Consider the following 21,438-nt stretch of genomic DNA (forward strand, 5'->3'; position numbering starts at 1 on the left):
AAACAGAAAACTTGTTCTTCGGAGCAAGTTTTTTTTTGTTTTTACAACTTTCAGGACTGGGCGAGAAGTTTATCCCGAAGAAGGGGAGCCAGAGCGCCGCTTCGGGAAGCCCCAGCCGTCAAGAAAATGCTCGGTGTACATTTTTTTTGTTGCTGTGCACCTGGCCTGCAGCAAGCTTTTTTTAATGAATGCCTGTTTCCCAGGTGAGGCTGATTTTCCCCCTTGAAGTTTAACTTTATTTTTGGAATGTGTTTTGCTCTCTTTTAGGGGAATTGAAAAATTGCCAGGGAGGAAGGTAGATCCGTCCTCTGGCATTGATTGAACCTTAAAAAAGAAACAACGGATATGTCTAGTCCAGAACACAAAAAATTAATTTGGGAGCTGATAAAACCCATTAAGGTGGGGATGCTCGTTACCAAAACAACCGAAGATAGCGGAGGCATGAGGGGACGTCCCATGAGCCTTGTACAGGATGCCTACGATGGCACCTTGTTTTTTTACACGTCCAAGAGCGATGCGAAGGCCTTTGAAATCGTAAACGATACCGACGTCTGCCTGACCTTTAGTAATCCAAAAGACAACGTGTACGTATCGTTGACAGGAAAGGGCTGTGTTACGCAGAACAAGGAACTGATCGATAGGTATTGGAATCCCTGGGTCGCTGCCTGGTTTGAAAACGGAAAAGACGATCCCGACCTGGCAATGTTAGAAATTAAAATCAGCAAAGGCGAACACTGGGATTCGAAAAACAACACCTTGGTTCAAATTTTCGAACTCGCGAAAGCCACTATAAAACCAGCGACTACCCCTAATCTGGGTAAGCATGAGAAGTTTGGCAAGGAATAGCGGTACCAATTCCTCTAATCGCTACGTGTATACCCAGGGGGTTTTGTAGACGGCGCCTCCAGATGAATATTTGGAAGGATTCCTGATTTACCAATCATCCTGCCGTTCCTGTTTTAATTTTTTGCTTTTAATTTTTGCAATCTGTGGTTGTTTTATTATTTTTAAATCACTACCTGATCCTCGCAAAAATATGGCTAGCCTCTGTCCTTTTTCCCTTACCCTTGCCTTCCTGTCAAGCTGGCTGATCTTTTCCAGGACGCCGGGTTCGCACGAACTACCCGCAGGGACATTCCTCGGAAGCTTTGATTTCATCGCCAGTCAGGAATATCCCAATGGTACCACCCGCAGCGATACCATTTCCTATTTTTTCGGTATCCAGGAGACCGCAATCCTAATTCATGCCGGAAAAAATCAGCCGGATATGCGGATGGTGATCAATGCTGCAGATTCGACCATCACTGGCCTTTTTGAGATGCAGGGCAAAAAAGGTGGTTATATCTTGCCCATGAATGACCACTATTGGCCCGCAATGCGCCATGCCTTCCAACCCAACAGCAATACTGTTCAACCGGGGAAAGACCCTTCGGGAGATTCCAAAATGATTGAAGGTTATCGCTGTAGAAAAGTGCTTGCAGAAAGCAGTGACTATAACGCGGAGCTTTGGGTGACTAACGAAATTCCACTCTCCATGCCGCAGCTGTTGAGTTACCAGGCCATCGGTGTGGGCAAATCGCAAAAAGAACTGGAACAATTTGAACAGTTCGGCGTCGACGGACTTCCATTGGAAATGAAACTGACAAGTAAAAAAGGCAAAGCAAACGTAGCCATTCGCCTGGCGAATTTCCGGAAGACCTTAGACAAATCGGTCTTTAGCAGAGAAGGGCATACACTGTCTGCAATTGAATAGGTGGTATTCCCCAGAATACGCAACCCAAGCACTAGCGATCATTTTCCAACCCATCCGCACAACCGACACCTAAAATATCCCTGAAACTGCATCCGAGATCGGCATCAACGCGTCTTTACTCCCGACGAAAGCATTTCGTGCTGCGAATCATACTAACAACGGATGTATTATTTTATGAAAGAGGCTGTTTTGGGTAAAAATTCCGTTATTTTTATCTTTGTATTAATGGATAGCCGTAAAAAACCAATGTTGCTTCGTTGCCTCTTCCCCGTAGTTCTTTTGCTGGTATTCAGCTGCGCCCCAAACCTTCCGGAAAGCGTGGAAATGGCCATGGACGAGCTACCGGAACAACTGGATTTTAACATTCATGTAAAACCTATTCTTTCGGACAATTGCTTCTCCTGTCATGGACCCGACGAAGCCGCCCGGCAGGGAGGTGTTCGCCTGGACCTGGCCGAAGCAGCCTTCACCCCTTCTGAGGAAAGTGGCAAAACCCCCATCAAGCCCGGAAAGCCGGGAAAAAGCGAACTCGTGCAACGCATCCTATCCGAGGATGCCGCCTACCAAATGCCTACACCGGAATCCCACCTCCAACTCAGTGACCGAGACAAGGCCATTCTGATTCGATGGATTGAGTCCGGGGCTGAATACAAAAAACATTGGGCCTTTATTCCCCCAAAAAAGCCCGAAGCACCACAGTCGGCATTTACCGATTGGTCTCAGCAGCCCATCGATCGCTTTGTCGCCAAAAAATTGGAAGAAAATCAACTGGCGCCCAGCTCCAGGGCCTCCAAGGAACTGCTGCTGCGTAGGCTTAGCCTCGACCTCACCGGGCTGCCGCCTACACTGGAAGAAATGGATGCCTTCCTGGCGGACGACTCCGAGCAGGCCTGGGAAAAGCAAGTGGATCGGTTATTGGCCTCACCGCATTACGGGGAGCAAATGGCCATGCACTGGATGGACCTGGCCCGCTTTGCCGATACCCATGGCTATACGGTGGATCGGTACCGGGACATGTCGCCCTGGCGGGATTGGGTGATTGATGCCTACAACCAAAATAAGGGGTACGATCGGTTTATCACCGAACAGCTGGCCGGCGACCTGCTTCCCAACCCTTCAAAAAACCAATTACTGGCCACGGCTTTTAATCGTATCCACCCCCAAAACATGGAGGGGGGTATCGTGCAGGAAGAGTTTCGGGTAGAATACGTCGCAGACCGTACGAATACGCTGGGGAAGGCCATCATGGCGCTGAGTCTGGAATGTGCCCGCTGCCACGACCACAAATACGACCCAATCAGCCAAAAAGAATATTTTCAACTCAGCAGTTTTTTCAATCAGGTGGACGAAGCAGGGCAGATTTCCTGGGACAACGCCATGCCGGTCCCCACCATGCTTTGGACGGATGATGAAAAGGACGCATTACTAGCACTATTGAAAAATAACATCGATGAGGCCGAAGAAGCACTTGACTCCATCAAACAGGTGGAAAAGGCGGAGTTTGACGCCTGGGTAAACAATCTGGGATACAAAGAAACCCGCTTTTACCGCCCGGCCGCCTCCTTGGTTGCACACTTTGACTTTGACGAGCTCCCCCTGAGAGACCGGGTCAACCCCTCCGTTACGGGCATCATGGAAAGCATCGGCGAGAGGAGCAAACAGCCCCCATTGGTGGACGGGTACCGGGGCAAGGCAGCCGCGCTCAATGGGGATGCCTGGCTAAAAATGGGAGGTGTCGGGAGTTTTTCCAAAGACCAGCCCTTTAGTGTAGGACTTTGGGTCACTATTCCGGAAGAATTGGAAAACGGCGCCATCTTTCATACAGGCGACGGCGCCGTCCTCTATAACCGACGGGGCTATCATTTGTATCTGAAAGACAACAAGCTGGAAATGATCCTGGCCCATACGGCTCCCTACAACGTAATCAGCAACGTGACGCTGGAAGGAGTCCCGAGAGATACTTGGATCCACCTGCTAATGACCTACGATGGCTCCTCCACGGCTGCCGGCATCAAGACCTACCTGAATGGGAAGCTAATGGCCAGCGAGCCCGTTCGGGACAATCTATACAAAGACATCCTATTTGGCCGGGACAAAGAGCCCGGCATTCAAATCGGTGCCGTGTGGCGAGGCAAAGGGCTAAAAGGCGCCGCAGCCGACGAGCTAACGGTTTTCGACAAGGAATTATCCCAACTGGAAATCAGAGACTGGCTGCAACCCGACCTTCTGGAGGAGCTACGCCGTACGTCTCCTGATGCCTTGACCCCGGAACAACGAACCGCGCTGGAGTCCTTTTACTGGCACAATCGCTCCTCGGCTTACCAAAAGCAGTTCAAGGCCTTAACAACTGCCCGAATGGAACACTCGGCTACGGTAGAGCCCCTACAGGAGGTCATGGTCATGGATGAAATGGAACCGAAGCGACCTACGTATGTACTGGAACGGGGGGAATACCATGCCCATGGAGAGGAAGTACATCCGGGAACACCCGAAGCGGTACTTCCCATGGCGGATGCCTACGAAAAAAACCGGCTGGGGTTGGCCAAATGGCTCCTGGACGAGCGGCACCCCCTTACCGCCCGAGTAGCCGTCAACCGTCTCTGGCAGCAGTTTTTTGGCAAGGGACTGGTCGCTACCGCCTCGGATTTCGGCAATCAGGGAGAAATGCCCAGCCATCCGGAGTTGCTCGACTGGCTAGCCGTGACTTTTCGGGAATCCGGATGGGACGTAAAAAACCTGCAAAGAATGATTGTGCTTTCCGAGACCTACCAACAGGCCTCGCTCACCTCGCCGGAATTGCTCGAAAAAGACCCGGACAATACCTGGCTAGCCCGAGGGCCCTCGGGCCGCATGCCCGGAGAAATGATTCGGGACAACGCCCTCCTGGCCAGCGGCATGTTAGGCAAACGTATTGGGGGACCCAGCGTAAAACCGTACCAGCCCGAGGGCTTGTGGTCGGTAAACGGTGGCCAATATACCGAAGACACGGGCGAAAACCTGTTTCGGCGCAGCCTTTACACCCTGTGGAAACGGTCCGTTCCACACCCTACCCTGCACATATTCGATTCGCCGGAACGATCGGAGTCTACCATCCGAAGGCAGGAAACGAACACGCCCCTGCAAGCCCTGGTATTGATGAACGATCCAATTTATGTAGAAATTTCCAAAGTGATGGGTGCACGGATTACCCGGCATTCCGACCCGGAAAAAGGCATACAGGATGCATTCCGAAAGCTTACCGGCAGGTTTCCATCCGCACAGGAGCTCGGCGTATTACTGGGCCTGCGGGAGCAAGAAATGCGCTCCTTTTCAAAAAACCCGGAAAAGATGAAGGGTTGGTTGGCTACCGGATCCTACCCCATCCCGGATAAACCCGACCCGCTTCCCTGGGCAGCCAATTCCGTGGTGGCAAGTGCCATCCTTAATTCCGACGCGACCATTACCAAACGATAACTATGTGTCATCATTCAGATAAATACCGCTTTTCGCATATACCGGACCTCCACGAGTTGGAAAAGAAAATGGACCGCAGGGATTTCCTTTCCAAAACCGCCATGGGAATGGGCGCCCTTGCCCTGGGTTCGCTCTTTTCCCAAGAGGGCCTGATGGCAAAAAGCCTTTCCAAAAGCGGTGGCCTTCCCGGTCTGCCCCACCATACCCCCAAAGCGAAACGTATCATTTACTTGTTTCAAAGTGGCGGCCCCTCCCAATTGGACTTGTACGATTACAAACCCACCTTGCAACGCATGCAGGGTCAGGACCTTCCTCCATCGATTCGGGGGGAACAGCGACTGACCGGTATGAGTGCCAACCAAAGTATCTTCCCCATTGCACAATCCGCCTTTGAATTTAAGCAGTACGGAAAAAGCCGGGCTTGGGTAAGCGAACTCATGCCCTACACGGCCGAAGTGGTGGACGAACTCTGCTTCATCAAGTCCATGATTACCGAGCAGATCAACCACGATCCGGCCATTACCTTCATGCAAACGGGCCACCAACTACCCGGCAGACCCTCCACGGGCGCCTGGATGTCCTACGGCCTGGGCTCGGAAAATCAAAACCTACCGGGCTTTGTTGTCCTGGTATCCAAAAATGCGGTCCGTGACCAACCCCTCTATGCCCGGCTTTGGGGCAATGGCTTCCTTCCCTCCCAGCATCAAGGCGTGCAATTTCGCTCTGGAAAAGATCCGGTACTGTATTTGGGAAATCCGGAGAATTACGAGGGCGAAGACCGAAAACAGATGCTGGACTACCTCAAAGAGCTAAACGGCCTGCAATTTGACACCTATGGCGATCCGGAGATCAATGCCCGTATTGCCCAGTACGAAATGGCCTTCCGCATGCAAAGCTCCGTTCCCGAAGTGACGGATCTTTCCGATGAACCAGATTGGGTATTTGACCTGTACGGTGAAGACAGCCGGGATCCGGGCACTTACGCCGCCAATTGCTTGCTTGCCCGAAAACTCATAGAAAAAGACGTACGCTTTGTGCAGCTCTACCATCAGGGCTGGGACCAGCACGGCAACCTTCCGGGAGCCATCCGCAACCAATGCGCAAAAACCGATCAGGCTACCGCTGCCTTGATCAAGGACCTGAAGCAACGAGGACTCCTGGAAGATACCCTGGTAGTTTGGGGGGGAGAGTTTGGACGAACGGTTTACAGCCAGGGAACGCTTACCGAAGACAACTACGGCAGGGATCACCACCCCCGGTGTTTTACCATGTGGATGGCGGGAGCAGGTGTAAAACCCGGCTTCTCCTTTGGTGTCACGGACGAATTTGGCTATAACGTGGTTCAGGACCCGGTACACGTGCACGACTTTCACGCCAGCCTCATGCACCTGTTTGGCGTGGACCACGAACAGTTGATCTTTAAACACCAGGGAAGGCGCTTCCGACTCACGGATGTGGCCGGAAGCGTGGTGCATGAACTCTTTACTTGAGTTATTTCTTCAAGAAGGCGGAATACATCCAAACCAGTTTTTCCTGTTCCCGGATGTAATCGCTCATCAGGGCATTGGTACCCTCATCTCCAATTTCACCGGACAGGTCCAATAATTCCCGCTGCAGGGTAATGATACTTTTCATAGAGGCCAGTATGTTTTCAACCGCTTTCATGCCATCGGTTACTTCCTGGCTTTCCGTTATCGCCGAGCTCTCCTGGTATTTGGAGTACTGGTGTTGGGGAGCGTGCCCCAACGTCAGGATGCGTTCGGCGATATCGTCAATCTTTACCTGCAGATCGGTATACAGCTCTTCAAATTTTAAATGCAATTCAAAAAACTTATCCCCTTTGATGTTCCAGTGGTAACCCCGGGTGTTCTGGTAGAAGATGGAATAATTGGCCAATAGTACGTTTAACTTATGGGCCAACTCTTCCGAGCGCTTGATGTCCAGGCCGATTGCGTTTAAATTTTCCATGTTTTGATCGAATGTATGTGGATAAATATTCTCTTTTAATTTACCGTTAAATTTAACCCATTTCATCCAGACTATAATCCCAAAGGAAAATAAATCCGGACGATTTTGTCCTTCGCTGGCCCTGTTTTTGGCCTGCCGGGCAGCCGAGCGCTAGCTCCATTCAAGGGTAAAAGTAGCGCTTACCGTTCTTTGCCACGAATTAAACCATAGCGGGTATAAATGGTTCCGATATTTTTTAGGAGTGAAGCAGAAAAAAGCCAGTTAGGATTCATCAAGCAACGTTTGTTGTTGGCGGATTATCAGCAAAACCTGACAGCTATGTGAATGATGGGTAGTATTAAAATCGATAGCTCAGTTCAGGTCCCCAAAAGCTGCTCCGCATGCGAAAGCGCTGATCCAGAAAAACACCTGCCTGCAGTCCCAGGTGCCAGCGTTCACCCAAGGCCTTGCGCACCGCGATTTGACCGGGAAAAATCAGTCCTACCTGGTATTGTTCAACCAGGTTAACTCCCCGGTAAGCTCCCTGCTCCTCGTCAAAAAAGAGTGGCTGGTAATAGCGGTTCTCGTCTATGGCCAGCCCCATACCCAAACCAATTTGTCCCTTCAAACCGAAGGGGAAAGGAATATTTCTGCTAAGGACAAAGGAAAAGTGATCCGAAATGACCTCTCCCCTTGTGGGAAAATTTCCGATCAATAAGGGGGTATCTGCCAGGGATTCCCGAAAGTATACATTGAACGAACGGTTAAATACCGTACCCATGGTCCATTCCGGCGTATAATCGTATGTAAGACCCATCGAAACATACCATCCCACTGCCGGCCTTTCGTAGCCATAATCCCGGTTCAGATGAAAAGATCCCAGGCCTAGCCGGGCCTCCAACTCCTGAGCATGCAAGGCAGAACCCAGGACAAGCATCAGTACAAATAAAACGATTGTTTTGTAGGTCATCTTTAAAAGCGAAAGCGAATTTCGGGCCCAAAATGGAAACCCCCAATGGCATAAAACGGCGTAAAAAACAATCCCGATTTCACGCCGACCGTTCCGAAATTGCCTAAGGGTTTGGAAAGGTTGAGCAATAAGGGCATGCTAAAATCCCGGCTAAAAACCGGTAGCCCGGTCTGTCCATCCCGCTCGTCCGGGTACCTCGCCAGGAAAAATCCCGGGCCGGTTCCCACCGCCAGGTTCCAATCCCCACCCAACGAAAAATGCCTTTGAAAGGTCCAATAAATGAGGTGTACCTGCACGGAGGAATTTTCCGGCAATCCCATTTGCCCGCCTTGATTTGGAGCGTAGGAAAATGTGCCAAACTGGTAATGGGACCCCAAGGAAAGCTTTCCCGGAAACCGGTAATCGAAGCTCAAACCAGTAAAAAAGCCCAAACGGGCGGACGCATACCGTCCATAATCGATGGACGTGAATAGTCCGGCCTGTGTGCCTAGGGTATACTGCTGCGCCTGAACACCGGTAGCACTAAGTCCTGCCCAAAGCAACAGCAAAAACAGCCGGCTTTTCAAGAATGTGAGAAAAGTAAATAGGGTATGCATGTAATTTCCAGTTCCAATCCATCCCCGGCACCAGGGCTGCTTACAATCGATTTGGGACACAAAATTACGAAATACTTCGGTGATAAGAAAACCAGCCGCTAAGCTATTTTTTGATAGCGTTTTTCCAGGTCTTTGAGATCGTTTTCTTCATCGAAATATTTTTTGCCCTGATTCCAGATCATCTCAGCATGTTTTTTTATCGGCTGCTTTTGTTCTGGAGTTTCTGCAAATTTGCTGAGCGTAACCATGGCCTCCATGAGACGGATGATGACGGATGGACTGTCTTTGGCATACTGCCGGATGGCGTTGAAGGCGGCATCCATCATCCCTTCGAAGGTAAGGATGTCGGCTTTAATCCTCAAAGTTCCTTCTTTGTCCAACCGGTACGCAGTGGGAAACTTGACCTGTGTCAGGTAGGCCAGGCTGCTAATGAGGTTGTCGATGCAGGAGATGGCGGTATAGGGATCGTTTATGCCAGGGGAAAGTGCTCTTGCTGCAATCTCAACCATTTGGTGAATGGCATGTTCGGCGTCCTGCTGTGGGGTTCTAGTTTTTCCCCCCAAAAAATGCTGCCGCAGCCGGCTCATTGCTTCTTTATCCAGGGCTTTATTGGAGTATACCTTAGCCAGTTCGAGGCTTTTTACCAGGTAACTCCCGGGACGGTGAAATAACTCTATGAAAACCTCCTGCTTTCTGGCCTCCTCCATCAATTTATCACTGTCTATGTACTGCAAATACCCATCGAAGCCACATTCCAAAACTTGAGAGGTGGCGTAGTTACTTTTTTCCTTTTCGGGATTGGGTACATGTTGATCCGGTTCCTTACCCATTTCCTGGGGAAACAAGTGGGTCAGGTTACGAAACAGTTTTGCGGAGATATTGCCGATGATATAATCCGCCTGTATGCTGGTTGCCACATGGTGAATAAATACAATGAGCAAAACGATATTGGCAATCGCCATCATCAAGGCAAAAGCCACCGAAAATAGCGGAATAAACTGCAAGTTGCCCGTATCTTTTACCGTATTTAAAACAATCAAACAGTAAATAAACAAGGAAACATAGGTTCCCAGTACGGTTTGATTGATTCGATCGTACATGAAATTTTTTACCAGTCGGGGGCCAAACTGGCTACTGGCTAGCGTTAGGGCCACGAGCGTAATCGAAAACACCGTACCCGCTACCCCTATCATGGCTGCAGCAATGGTCGTCAGGATGTTTTTAGCAGCGTCGGGACTTCCCGGAAAAAAAAATTCCACTCCACCACTTGGATCAAATCCGGAGTAACTGTCTACATATACCAGCGATACAGCCAAAACGATTCCGATAAAAATAATGAAAACGGGAATAAACCAAAAAGTAGATGTAAGTTCAGACCACCAAAACAATAGTTTTTTCATACGCGCGTTAAGAATTATCCTTTTCTAAGGTATTCAATTAACGGATCAATTCCTACGGGGATCTTTGCTTCGGTACTACGGTACCGGCTACTTTTCGCGTTTCCGTGTAAACGCTGCCACGATCGCAGTGGTCAAAATTCCCATGATGGGCGCACCAACGATGCCTTGAACCAGGTAATTTTCCTTACTGAAATAGGTTTCCGCCTCTTCCTGGGCCATTTTGCCGGATTCAATAGCGAAATCTTTCGCGTTGTTCAAAAAATCAGGTGTGATGACCGAAAGGGTCAGCCATAGCGTCAGTGGGGTCAATAGGGTTACCACCAACGTGATGAAAAATCCGGCTTTAAACCCCTGCCCATAACTCATCTTGCCGCCATACTCCTTTTTTCTTTTTTCCAGCAGCCCCAACACATAGATGGTAATAGCTGGAATGGCGATAAAATTGGTATAAATGGGGTGCTTGTCCAGGTGCACATCGTGCAGGCCTATGATTCGTTCCAGGCCCATCCACAGGAGGCCCATAAGCGCAAAGATAAGTCACCATTTTATTTCAATGCGGTATTTTTTCATTGGTTTCGGGCTATTTTGTCGAATGGAGGCCAAAGACATTGCCCTCGGTATCCATGCAAATGGAGCAAAAACCGTGTTCCCCAATGGGAAATTTTGCTTGCACCACCTTACCCCCGGCTGTTGGTACTCTTTTTTCCTCAATGGAACAATCCTCACAGGTAAAATACACCAAGGTACCTCCGGCACCGGGTTTCATATCCGGAGACTTTACCAGGGCTCCGGCGGCGTTTGATGCGTCTTCGACCCAGGGGAAGGCAACCATGTGCATGTCTCCGCTTTCGGGGCTTTCCGGAACGGCCATGTCCGACATCGTTTCGGCCAGTACCGTTGCATAAAATTTTCTGGCTCGTTCCATGTCTTCCACATAGATTTCAAACCAGTTAACAGGATTCGTGTTTCGTGCCATTGGGTTGGTTCGTTTGATTTCGAGCAAGTTAGCGGATTGTACGGCAATTCTTCTTGTCCTAAGACAAGAAATCCGACCTATCCACGTATTTCCTTCCGGATTCTACTGAGAGAGCTGTCTGTAATCCCAAGGTACGAGGCGATGTACTTCAACGGCGCTACCTTTAGGATCTCCGGTTGCTCTTCCTGCAGCCGCAGGTAGCGCTCCGGGGCCGTCTCCGTAATCATCCGCAAGGCCCGCAACTTATGGGTGAGGAGTGCCTGGGTCATCCAATCCCTACCCCAAGTCGCAAAGGCCGGTATCTCATTGAACAAAACCTGGAATGCTTCCAAACTGATTTTCCACACCCGGCAATCGGTAAGGGCTTGCATGTTTTCTTCCGTAGGGAGGCCCAAAAAAAGAGAGGCTACCTCGATGGCGATCTGCCCCGGACAGGTAAATCCGGTGGTGATCGCATTTCCAGAAGGATTGGTGGCAAAGGACCGGATCATTCCTGCGTCCAGGCAATAATAGGCATCCGCACGCTGTCCCTCCTGCAATAACAGCGTACCTTTTTTAAATTCCTGATAGGCGTGAACCCCAGCAATTCGCTCAGCGCAGCGGCACTAAGACCAGGGCTTTTGTAAAAATCTGCTACTAAAAACTGAGGGGCTTTTCCGTTTGCCCCGGGCGAGTGATAAAGGTTCGTTGCCATGACTCAATCGATGTTTTCTCCTGGCGGAAACAAACCCATTTTCAACGCCCGCTCTTTCCACTGATTTCTGGCCAACTCCTGCATATCGGTTACGCCGTCCGTTTCATCCTGAATTTCCAACCCCAATAGCGTTTCCAAAATATCCTCCATGGTCACAATACCTGCGAGGCCCCCGTATTCATCGGTAACCATGGCCAGGTGCTCCCGGGCTTGCATCAGTATTTCCAATACCTCCGGAATGGGATCATCGGTTTGTACGACCAGGATCTTGCGTTTCAAGTCCTTCAGCACGTAGCCAAATTGGTCCTGAGCGAGTTTTTCCAGCACATCGTATTTCAAAATATAGCCCGTTACCTGATCGATCCGCTCCTCATAAATGGGAATCCGGGAAAACTTCTTGATGCTGGTATCTAATAGGAAGTCCTTTAAACTCGTATTTTCCTCCAAGGCCACCGTGACCGTCCGGGGTGTCATGACATGATACACAAAAATCGAACGAAACCGAATCAGGTTATAAATGATTTTTGACTCGTTTTCTTCAAAAACGCCATCACGAGTCGCCATATTGGCCAGGGCTGCCACTTCCTCCCGTGTGGTCTTGTTTTCCTCCTCGTTTTTAAAAAAACGGGTCATCCACTCGGACATTTTGACCAGGGGATAAATGGAAAGGATCATGAAATTTAGCATCTTTCCAATAAAGGGCGCCAGCTGTTTCCAATAGGTAGCTCCCAGGGACTTTGGAAAAATTTCGGATAAAACCAAAATCGCCAAGGTCAATACCGCTGAAATGACACCAAAGTAAGCTTCTCCAAATAGTTTGGTTGCCTGTGCCCCCACTCCCGCCGCACCCACCGTATGCGCAATGGTATTGTAACTTAATATGGCAGCCAAGGGCCGGTCCACGTTTGACTTTAATTTTTCCAATTCCGTTCCATACGTCTTCCCGGCCTGTTTGAGGGATTCGATGTAGGAGGGCGTAATACTCAACAGGGATGCTTCCAATGCCGAACACACGAAAGAAACCCCAATGGCCAAAAACAAATAAGCAAACAATAGAAACATCTGGTTTCATTTAATTGTTAAAACCCGTATTCTTACGGGCTAGACGGTAGGGCTCCAAGGCGAGACCAGCAGCTACCAATGCACGTACACCTTCCCCGTACTTTTGCCAGATTCCAGCAACCGGTGGGCTGCTACAATATCGCTGGCAGAAAAGCTGGCTCCCACTTGGGGTCGAATGTCATTCTTCTTCCACATGCCGATAAGCGCATGCAAACACGCACCGATGATTTCTATTCGCTGGTCCGCCACCCGGAGCATGTTCACGCCAATCAGCCCCTGGGAATTCATCATCATGAAAAGTGGACTTAGAAACCCGGTTTTCAGCAAAAAAGCCAGGTCGTATACCAGCTTACTTTTCTGGCCCGATCTGGCCGCCCCACCGTAACAAAACAGTCGCCCACCAGGAGCCAGCAAATTTAGGTCACGTTTGGTACTTTTTCCTGCAACGGAATTAAAAATAACGTCTAGTTTTCGCTTTCCAAATTTCTTTTCCACCGCTTCCGTATAATCTTCCTTATGGTAATTGATTGGCCATTCCACCCCCATTTTTTTCAGGTAGGCCACTTTTTCGTCCGTGCTGCAAAGGCCTACTACCCGCACGCCCTGCAATTGGCACAATTGCGTAAGCGCTGTTCCAACTCCACCTGCGCAAGCGTGGATCAGGGCTATGTCTCCAGCATGCAGGCGGCTCAGGTAATTGCTCATGAAATAGGCCGTGCAGTATTGCGTAGCCAGTGCACAGGCTTCTCCTGCCGGCATGGCTTCCGGAATAAGCGCCAACCCCCGATAATCCGCAAGGGCTCGGTCGGCGTAGCCGCCAAAACGGGTAAATGCCACTACCCGCTTCCCGACGACAGCATCCGGTACTTCGGAACCCCTGTCCACCACCTTGCCCACCACTTCGTAGCCGGGAACAAAGGGAATTTTCGGCGCCTCCTTGTATAACCCATTCCGCGCCATTACATCCGCATAATTCAGGCCAAAACCTTCCACCTCCACCAATACCTCAAATTCCAGGGGCTTGGGATCGTCTCCTTCCTGAAGACGAAAGGCCTCCTCTGCAGTTCCATAATGGATTATCGCTAGTTGTCGCATAAAAATCAACGATTAATTGCATCAATATAGGGTATTTTTCCATGAGAGAAAACCGTAGGTCTTCCCGTTCCACTCCCTTTCCAGCAAATTTTCGTCGACCCAGGACGATTTATTTCGCTATTTCCTGCACGTATGCAGGAAATAACCGGGACAGATTCAGCGATAATCGTTATTTTTAGCTGCACGAAAACCACGAAACATGACACATCGACTCAACCGCAGAAAATTTCTTCAGTATACCGGTATGGCTGGTACGGCTTTGTTGCTGCCCGGTAAGGGTACAGCCGGCAACTATCCCACGCTTGCATCCGATGAAATCGGACTCTCGAAATGGGAACTCGAAACCCCTTCCCTCTGCCTGGAACTAGAGGTCATGGAAAAAAACCTCAAAAAAGTGCACGATAAACTAGCGGGTAGCGGAATTGGGGTCCGCCCGCACATCAAGACACACAAATGCCCCGCATTGGCGCAGATGCAACTGGATGCCGGGGCTGTTGGTGTTTGCGCAGCAAAGCTTTCGGAATCGGAAATCATGCTGGAAAACGGCATCTCGCAGGTACTGATGACCGGGGTAAACGTAAGCCCGGTCAAAATTAAGAAAGCCATGGCCCTGCGAAAAAAATACCCCGGATTTATCCAGGCGGTCGATAATCCGGTAAATGCACAAGACCTGCAGGATGCCGCCAAAGCCGCCGGTATCATCGCCGAGGTGGTCGTGGACCTGGACGTTATCAAACGGTCGGGCGTCCGTACGGGCCTGCCCGCGCTGGAATTGGCGCAGCAAATCGACCGCTCCCCCAACCTGCGCTTTATGGGCATTCTGGCCTACGACGGAGGCGCCCAACACGTCAAAGGCTACGCTGCCCGAAAAGCACGCACCGATCAAACCTTCGAACCGGTGGTGGCAACCTACGAAAGCATGGTAAAATCCGGTCTAAACGTGGAGATCTTCAGCGGCGCGGGCACAGGCACCTACGACATGATGGGGGACGTGCCCGGCTTTACGGATGTGCAGGTAGGCAGTTATTTGTTTATGGATGCCCAGTACATGGCCATCGGGAGCGAAGAAAACGAGGAGCTATACGATCATTTCGACCCTTCGCTGACGGTCATGACCACCGTCATCAATACCAACTATCCCGGCCGGCTGATCACCGACTCGGGCGCCAAGGCCCTTACCATCAACAAACCCAGCGGCATTGTGATCGGTGAGCCGGGATTTACCTACAACGCCGGATCGGATGAATACGGTACCGTCACCTACTCCGAAGCGAACCGGGACTACAAGGTAGGCGATCGATTGGAAGTGATCGTTCCCCACTGCGACCCGGCCATTAACCTGTACGATCGCATCTACGGCATCCGCAGGGGGAAAGTGGAAATGGTCCTGCCGGTATTGGCTCGGGGCATGTCCCGCTAAAAACCGCAACCTTTCGGCCAAACCAAAAACCTCAAGCAGTCCCAACCGTGGATTCGGCAGGTTTGGGTTTGGCCGTCAACATGCCCAGCATCATGGCTAGCGAGGAAAGGATAATCACCTGAATGATCAGGGAATCGTTGACCAGGGCGATGGCCGCTCCGCCAGGTATGCTCAGGTAAAGCAGAATGGTCACCAAGCCCCGCGGCGCAATGAAAATCAAGGGCAACAGTTTAATCTTAAATACTTTTAACACCAAGCCTCGCACTAGAAAAATACCCAACACGATGGAAACCGACCAAATCAGGGTTTCCGTGTTGATCAACTCCCGGGTATCGATCAGAAAACCAAACACAAGAAAAAACAAGGTTCGAATCAAAAAGGTCAGTTCGAGTGTCAGCTCTTTGAATTTCTTGATCTCCTTTTTAAAACTCTTTGTGTGCAGGTTTCTTATCACCACCAAATGCCGGAGTTGGACCAGGTTGCCAATAAACAAACCGAACAACAAGATAAAAATCAAGGCCGGCAGGTGGTAAAGCTCGGAAACGGCAAAAATCAAGACAATCACCAGGATAATCGGCGCAAACTTGACCGGATGCTTGATTCTGCTTAACAAAAAGGCCAAAATGATGCTTGCAAAGAAGGTGATAATCAAAATAAGCACGATTTCTCCCAGAAAAAACCCAATGGATCCCGCTCCGATCCGTTCGTTTTCCAGCAGAAAATTAAAAAAGATCACGCCAAAAATATCTGAGAGACTGCTTTCATAGGTCACAAATTCCTTGTTTTTTGCCGAGAGGTTACTCACCGAGGGGATGGCGATCGCACTGCTGATGATGGCAATGGGAATTGCATTGATCAGTCCCACCTTTAAGCTGATATCAGCAAATTGCATAAAGGCAAAAGCAAACAAAAAACTCAGTCCCAAGACCGGTAAAATGGCGATAAGCACGGTTCGCCCCACAAACGAAAACTTGGATTGGTCAAAATCCAACTCCAGCGACCCCTCCAATACGATCAAAATCAAGCCGATGGTTCCGAGAAAGGGCAACACGTTCGAAAGGTCGGGGATTTCCAGCCAGAAAACCTCTGCAAGCTGATTCACCGCCCAACCCAGCGCAAACAACAAAACAACGGGAGGTATTTTCGTTTTCGCGGCCGTAATATCAAAAAAGTAGGCCGAGAGCATTAAAACACACAATGCAATAATAATTGGTAGGGTCATGTATCCGTTTTTTGAATCGACTAACGAGCGATTTCGCTACGCTAGCGAAACTGCCCAATCAACTATTTCATGGTTATTGCTAAAAATACAACAAACAAAGCCAAACAAAAAACCTTCCTTTCCGGATCGGAGAATTTTCATTACTTTGAGCTACGAAAGACGCGCCGTTTCCCATGAAACCTATACTAGGATTTTTCCTGATCGTTACCTTGCTCAGCCTGCCTTACCCCGGCGCTACCCAATCCAGGTTACCGCGCGGTAGCCACCCCCCGGCCCTTACCTTTGACCATTTTCCCGATCGCCTTTTCACCTTTGTCTGGCGAAACTGGAACCTGATCTCTGCGGAAAGAATGGCCGCCCTGCTGCATTGCGAAAGCTGGCAAGTCCGCGATATTGCCCAGGCCATGGGACTGGAGGAGAAAAAGGCCCTTTTTCCAGCATATTCCCGGCAGCTATACATCAGCCTACTTCGAAGAAATTGGCATTTATTGCCCTATGAGCAACTACTAGAGCTTACCGGGATGTCGGAAAAAGAACTGGAATTTGCCCTTCAGGAAGACGACTTTCTCTTCCATAAGTTTGGCCGGCTAAAACCCCGGGTGGAACGCTTGCTGTACTCCCAACCTTCCGCAGAAGCTTGGGAAAAAGCGGCCCAAATCTATGCCCTGCTGGACGGTCATATCCATAATCCCCTGCCCGAAGAGCCCCGCTTTGCCTTTATTGAGCAACTGAGCGAAGTCGCCTCGACAGCACAGGATTCGGAAACCACCCGCTCTTCCCAGAGCGGACTTCGGTTGATTTATTCTTATTTCGGGGTATTCGGAGATCCACTCCTGGACCCCCAAAGCGACCCTTTCCCCGACGGGCTTTTGCAAAAGCTGGCAGCAAAGGGCGTCAATGGGGTCTGGCTACACGTGGTGTTGAACCAATTGGCACCCGGTGGACCCGACTTTCCGGAATTCGGCGATCGTTCCTCCGAGCGCCTGGCAAATCTTCAGGCAATCGCCCGTCGTGCCCAAAAATACGGGATTTCCATCTACCTCTACATCAACGAGCCCCGGGCGATGCCCGCCCGTTTTTTTGCCTCCCGACCGGATATGGCCGGGATCAGTAAGCAGGGATTGACCACCCTCTGCACCAGCAACAAACAGGTGCAAAACTGGATCAGTCAGTCGCTGACCCATGTTTTTGAACAGGTACCGGAACTCGGTGGTGTTTTTACCATCACGGCTTCCGAAAACCTGACCAATTGTGCCTCCCATGGGGGAAAGGCCGCCTGCGCCCGGTGCAGCAAACGCCCCTATGCCCACATTATCGCCGAGGTAAATCGGCTGATCGCCGATGGGGTGCACCGGGCCAAACCTTCGGCGCGCGTCATTGCCTGGGATTGGGGATGGAACGGCCACGGTCCGGCTCGGGACGTGATTGCCGAACTACCCAGGGATGTCGAGCTTATGTCCGTTAGCGAATGGGGCCTTCCCATCGAACGAGGGGGGATTGAAACACGCGTTTCCGAGTATTCCCTATCGGCCGTGGGACCCGGGCCCCGCGCCCTGGACCACTGGGCCGCAGCCAAAGAACGGGGCTTGAGTACGGTGGCCAAGGTGCAGTTTAACAGTTCCTGGGAGCTCTCCGCACTCCCCTGGCTACCGGTGATGGACCTGGTGGCCCATCACGCTGCCAACCTCAATCGGGCCGGAGTGGACGGGTACATGCTGAGCTGGACGCTGGGTTCCTATCCTTCGCCAAACCTGGAAATTGCCCATAAATTTTCCCAAAACCCCAACGCCACCGTGGAGCAGGCTCTGGACGAGCTGGCTTGGGAACGCTATGGCAGGCAGCGTGTACCCCTTGTCCGTAAAGCCTGGACGGCGTTTAGCGATGCCTTTCAGCAATTTCCCTACCACCAAAAGGTCGTCTACAACGCGCCCCAACAATACGGCCCCGCCAACCTGCTTTTTCTGGAACCTACCGGCTATGCCTCCACCATGGTGGGTTTTCCCTACGACGACCTGGCCGGATGGTCGGGACCCTATCCCCCGGAGGTGTTGGTAAGTCAATTTGAAAAAGTAGCCCTGGGTTGGAAAAAAGGACTGGATTTGCTGGGAGAGGCGGCTGCCCTGCCCTCCACCGATGAGCAGAAAGAGAAACTTGCCGAAGATTTTATCCTGGCAAAAGCCGCCTACCTGCACGTTCTGTCGGTGGCACAGCAGGGCCGTTTTCTATTGCTTCGGGAGCAATGGCGGCGCTCGCCCAATCATTTTGTCTACCTGCATATGCGAAACTTATTGGAAATGGAGATTCACAGTGCCCTGCAGCTGTATTCCCTGGCCCGTGCAGATTCCCGCATCGGATTTGAGGCCTCCAATCAGTACTATTACCTGCCACAGGACTTGCTGGAAAAAATAATCAACTGCGAACATTTGTTGGATGCGCTGGCGGTACAAGCAGCCGCGCTACCGATGGGTGCCAGCCGGGAATAGCGGGTGTTAGACCTTTCAGGAATAGCCCTGCTAAGCGCTCATACCCACTACATTCCAGAACCAGTACGCCTTAGGTCCATGTCGCACCTTTTAGTAGTTTTGAACCACGATAGCCTCCGCCTTGATCGGTGCTTTTCCCTGGTGCCGAGCCCTACATTTCCTCGCCATTTCGTTAGGTAGCGGACAACCGTGCCTGGTTGCCAGGTTTCAACGAAATGTACAGAAACCAAGGCGCGCGGATCATAGGGGCACCGGAGTCCATTAAAAATTCCAGCAATACGAAGAATAAAGCTTTTGACAGTTTTTAAAAGAAATATTTCCTAACTTACTGAGTAGCTATTCACTTGTGCTGATTTGGTTTTTTACGAACAAAACTCCCATTTCCTGATCACCTAACGATAAACGACCATGAATAAAATAATCGTAGGAATGCTTGCCCTTGGTTTGCTTGCCGTATCCGTACAGGCGCAGCAGGCAGATGTGAGAGCAGCTAAGCGAGCGCTGACCGAATACCAAGTCGATCCTAACGCTTCTAAAGCCAAGCTTAAAGAAGCAGTAGCGGCCATTTTGCCGGACCCTAGTGGTGAAGATGTTTCCGATCCGGCTTTTTACGTGTTAAAAGGGGAGATATTAAACTTGCTGGCGACACAGATCGTAACTGTGAAACAGACCGGCTTCGGTTCTCTAGAAGAACTTCCGCAGGTAGACCGGGTAGCGGTCAAGGCATTTAACGCCTTGACAACGGCTGTGGAAAAGCATGCGCAAGCCATAAACTCACCTGCGTATCTTCTCAGCGATGCGTTAAATGGTATCCAAGTAGCGCAAGCCCACCTGTACAACTTTGGGATCTACGCCTTCGAAGTCCAGGACTACGGATCGAGTTATCTCAACTTCTCCTCGGCTCTGGCCGCCCATGAAATCCTGAAGAAAGAAGGCCGGTTCAGCGTTTTGGATGATGCCCTCAACCTGATGGGCCATAAATACGTCACCGGCATGGCGGCCCTGAAAAACGACATGCCCGAGGCGGCCAGGCCGCTCTTTGAAGAGCTCTACCAGGCGAATTACGATAATCCAGCTATCTATGAAGCCTTGTATACCGTCCATGCCAACGGCGAAGACGCCGACCTGGAAACTGCCTATCGGTACCTGAAGGCCGGTCGGGAAAAATACCCCGGGGAAGTATCCCTGCTGTTTGCCGAGATCAATCACTTCCTGAAGCAAAACCGACTCGATGAACTCATTGATAAATTGAAAACGGCCATTACCCGAGAACCAGACAATCCGACACTCTACCTCACCCTGGGTGGCGTATACGATAATTTGTACCAGCGCGAATCCAGTGCTGGAAACAGTGACCAGGCCAGCGATTACTTCGACCAAGCCTTCACCTATTACAAGCAAACCCTGGAAAAAGATCCAACCAATTTCGATGCCCTGTATAGCACCGGTACCCTGTACTACAACCGCGCTGCTTCCCTGACCATGGCACTCAGTGAACTGTCCTCAGACAGTAGCCCGGCGGGTATGGAGAAATACGAAGCCCTGGAAGCCGAGGTATTCGCCGCCTTCGACACCGCGCTTCCCTATTTCCAGAAGGCGGAGAGGATCAATCCAAATAGCGTTGAGACGCTCACTGCGCTTAAGGAGATTTACGCCAGAAATAATGAACCGGAAACTTCCAATGCCTTGGATCAGCGCTTGGAGAACCTGCAGCATGGCGGCACCAATGAAACCTCTTTTTTCAACGAATAGCTACCAAATCCATTCGCCTGGCAATTGCCCTCGCTGGGAGCGCCGGCTTTTGGCCCCAAAGCAGGTAATCGCACCAGAACATGGAAAAATACATACGGGCATAGAAGGGGGTACGAACAAGAGCGCTGAAATAATTCACAGGACAGCATGTAGGAATTGTGCTAGCATCGGAAGCTAGTTCGGTATCGCTTATATGCGGTATATGGTTCAAAAAAATGACAGAACAAAAAGGATTGAACCATAGAAGGGCATAGAAGGACACAGAAGGGGGTACAAACAAGAGCGCTGAAACAATCCACAGGACAGCATGTAGGAATTGTGCAAGCATCGGAAGCTAGTTCGGTATCGCTTATATGCGGTATATGGTTCCAAAAAATGACAGAACAAAAAGGGATTGAACCATAGAAGAGCATAGAAGGACATAGAAGGGGGTACGAACAAGAGCGCTGAAACAATTCACAGGACAGCATGTAGGAATTGTGCTAGCATCGGAAGCTAGTTCGGATTCGCTTATATGCGGTATATGGTTTAAAAAAATGACCGCACAAAAAGGGATTGAACCATATAAGAGCATAGAAGGACATAGAAGGGGATCCGTAAGGTTTACTGAAAGCA

Annotated in this window: 18 protein-coding genes; 8 read left to right on the forward strand and 10 right to left on the reverse strand. The window is 50.4% G+C overall.

Features of this window, described 5'->3' with window-relative positions:
* The 5 genes from GCU44_RS23230 to GCU44_RS18435 all read left to right on the forward strand — a co-directional run.
* Positions 1-185, forward strand: a 185-nt coding sequence (locus tag GCU44_RS23230; RefSeq protein WP_206670856.1) for a hypothetical protein, incomplete at its 5' end; no start/stop codon positions are given.
* A gap of 160 nt (positions 186-345) precedes the next feature.
* The gene (locus GCU44_RS18420; protein WP_092172705.1) at positions 346-846 is read left to right on the forward strand and encodes a pyridoxamine 5'-phosphate oxidase family protein; all 501 of its coding nucleotides are present in this window, start codon (positions 346-348) and stop codon (positions 844-846) included.
* 190 nt (positions 847-1,036) lie between these two features.
* A complete protein-coding gene (locus tag GCU44_RS18425; protein WP_154858458.1) occupies positions 1,037-1,753 on the forward strand; it encodes a DUF4412 domain-containing protein in 717 nt (238 codons plus the stop codon).
* Positions 1,754-1,999: 246 nt separating this feature from the next.
* The gene (locus tag GCU44_RS18430; protein WP_154858460.1) at positions 2,000-5,206 is read left to right on the forward strand and encodes a DUF1553 domain-containing protein; all 3,207 of its coding nucleotides are present in this window, start codon (positions 2,000-2,002) and stop codon (positions 5,204-5,206) included.
* Positions 5,207-5,208: 2 nt separating this feature from the next.
* Positions 5,209-6,696 carry a DUF1501 domain-containing protein gene (locus GCU44_RS18435; protein ID WP_154858462.1) on the forward strand — a complete coding sequence of 496 codons (1,488 nt, stop codon included), beginning with the start codon at positions 5,209-5,211 and terminating at the stop codon, positions 6,694-6,696.
* A 1-nt stretch (position 6,697) separates the two neighbouring features.
* Here GCU44_RS18435 and GCU44_RS18440 read toward each other — a convergent pair whose 3' ends face one another.
* The 9 genes from GCU44_RS18440 to GCU44_RS18480 all read right to left on the reverse strand — a co-directional run bounded on the left by GCU44_RS18440 (position 6,698) and on the right by GCU44_RS18480 (position 13,946).
* The gene (locus GCU44_RS18440; RefSeq protein ID WP_092170744.1) at positions 6,698-7,174 is read right to left on the reverse strand and encodes a Dps family protein; all 477 of its coding nucleotides are present in this window, start codon (positions 7,172-7,174) and stop codon (positions 6,698-6,700) included.
* A gap of 337 nt (positions 7,175-7,511) precedes the next feature.
* Positions 7,512-8,123, reverse strand: coding sequence for a hypothetical protein (locus GCU44_RS18445; protein WP_154858464.1), 612 nt, complete (start codon positions 8,121-8,123; stop codon positions 7,512-7,514).
* Between the two features lie 2 nt (positions 8,124-8,125).
* On the reverse strand, positions 8,126-8,719 hold the full coding sequence (locus GCU44_RS18450) for a hypothetical protein (protein WP_154858466.1): 594 nt from the start codon (positions 8,717-8,719) through the stop codon (positions 8,126-8,128).
* A gap of 98 nt (positions 8,720-8,817) precedes the next feature.
* Positions 8,818-10,119 (reverse strand): DUF2254 domain-containing protein, encoded by a 1,302-nt coding sequence (locus GCU44_RS18455; protein ID WP_154858468.1) that lies wholly within the window; start codon positions 10,117-10,119, stop codon positions 8,818-8,820.
* An 87-nt stretch (positions 10,120-10,206) separates the two neighbouring features.
* A complete protein-coding gene (locus GCU44_RS18460) occupies positions 10,207-10,653 on the reverse strand; it encodes a DUF4199 domain-containing protein (protein WP_317175347.1) in 447 nt (148 codons plus the stop codon).
* 46 nt (positions 10,654-10,699) lie between these two features.
* On the reverse strand, positions 10,700-11,095 hold the full coding sequence (locus GCU44_RS18465) for a VOC family protein (RefSeq protein WP_092172711.1): 396 nt from the start codon (positions 11,093-11,095) through the stop codon (positions 10,700-10,702).
* A 77-nt stretch (positions 11,096-11,172) separates the two neighbouring features.
* The gene (locus tag GCU44_RS18470) at positions 11,173-11,682 is read right to left on the reverse strand and encodes a Crp/Fnr family transcriptional regulator (protein ID WP_154858470.1); all 510 of its coding nucleotides are present in this window, start codon (positions 11,680-11,682) and stop codon (positions 11,173-11,175) included.
* A gap of 110 nt (positions 11,683-11,792) precedes the next feature.
* Complete coding sequence (locus GCU44_RS18475) at positions 11,793-12,851, reverse strand: CNNM domain-containing protein (RefSeq protein ID WP_154858472.1); 1,059 nt, start codon at positions 12,849-12,851, stop codon at positions 11,793-11,795.
* Positions 12,852-12,923: 72 nt separating this feature from the next.
* A complete protein-coding gene (locus GCU44_RS18480; protein ID WP_154858474.1) occupies positions 12,924-13,946 on the reverse strand; it encodes a quinone oxidoreductase family protein in 1,023 nt (340 codons plus the stop codon).
* A gap of 199 nt (positions 13,947-14,145) precedes the next feature.
* Here GCU44_RS18480 and GCU44_RS18485 point away from each other — a divergent pair, with 199 nt between their 5' ends.
* Complete coding sequence (locus GCU44_RS18485; protein WP_154858476.1) at positions 14,146-15,366, forward strand: DSD1 family PLP-dependent enzyme; 1,221 nt, start codon at positions 14,146-14,148, stop codon at positions 15,364-15,366.
* 31 nt (positions 15,367-15,397) lie between these two features.
* On the opposite strand, the gene GCU44_RS18490 is transcribed toward GCU44_RS18485, so the two are convergent.
* Positions 15,398-16,588, reverse strand: coding sequence for a cation:proton antiporter (locus GCU44_RS18490; RefSeq protein WP_154858478.1), 1,191 nt, complete (start codon positions 16,586-16,588; stop codon positions 15,398-15,400).
* 173 nt (positions 16,589-16,761) lie between these two features.
* On the opposite strand from GCU44_RS18490, the gene GCU44_RS18495 reads away from it, so the two are divergent.
* Positions 16,762-19,071: a hypothetical protein gene (locus GCU44_RS18495; protein WP_154858480.1), complete on the forward strand. Its 2,310-nt coding sequence runs from the start codon at positions 16,762-16,764 to the stop codon at positions 19,069-19,071.
* A 408-nt stretch (positions 19,072-19,479) separates the two neighbouring features.
* Positions 19,480-20,823, forward strand: a complete 1,344-nt coding sequence (locus tag GCU44_RS18500; RefSeq protein ID WP_154858481.1) for a tetratricopeptide repeat protein — start codon at positions 19,480-19,482, stop codon at positions 20,821-20,823.
* Positions 20,824-21,438 lie beyond the last annotated feature (615 nt).

This window comes from Cyclobacterium xiamenense, assembly GCF_009467825.1.
In the GTDB taxonomy this organism is placed as follows: domain Bacteria; phylum Bacteroidota; class Bacteroidia; order Cytophagales; family Cyclobacteriaceae; genus Cyclobacterium; species Cyclobacterium xiamenense.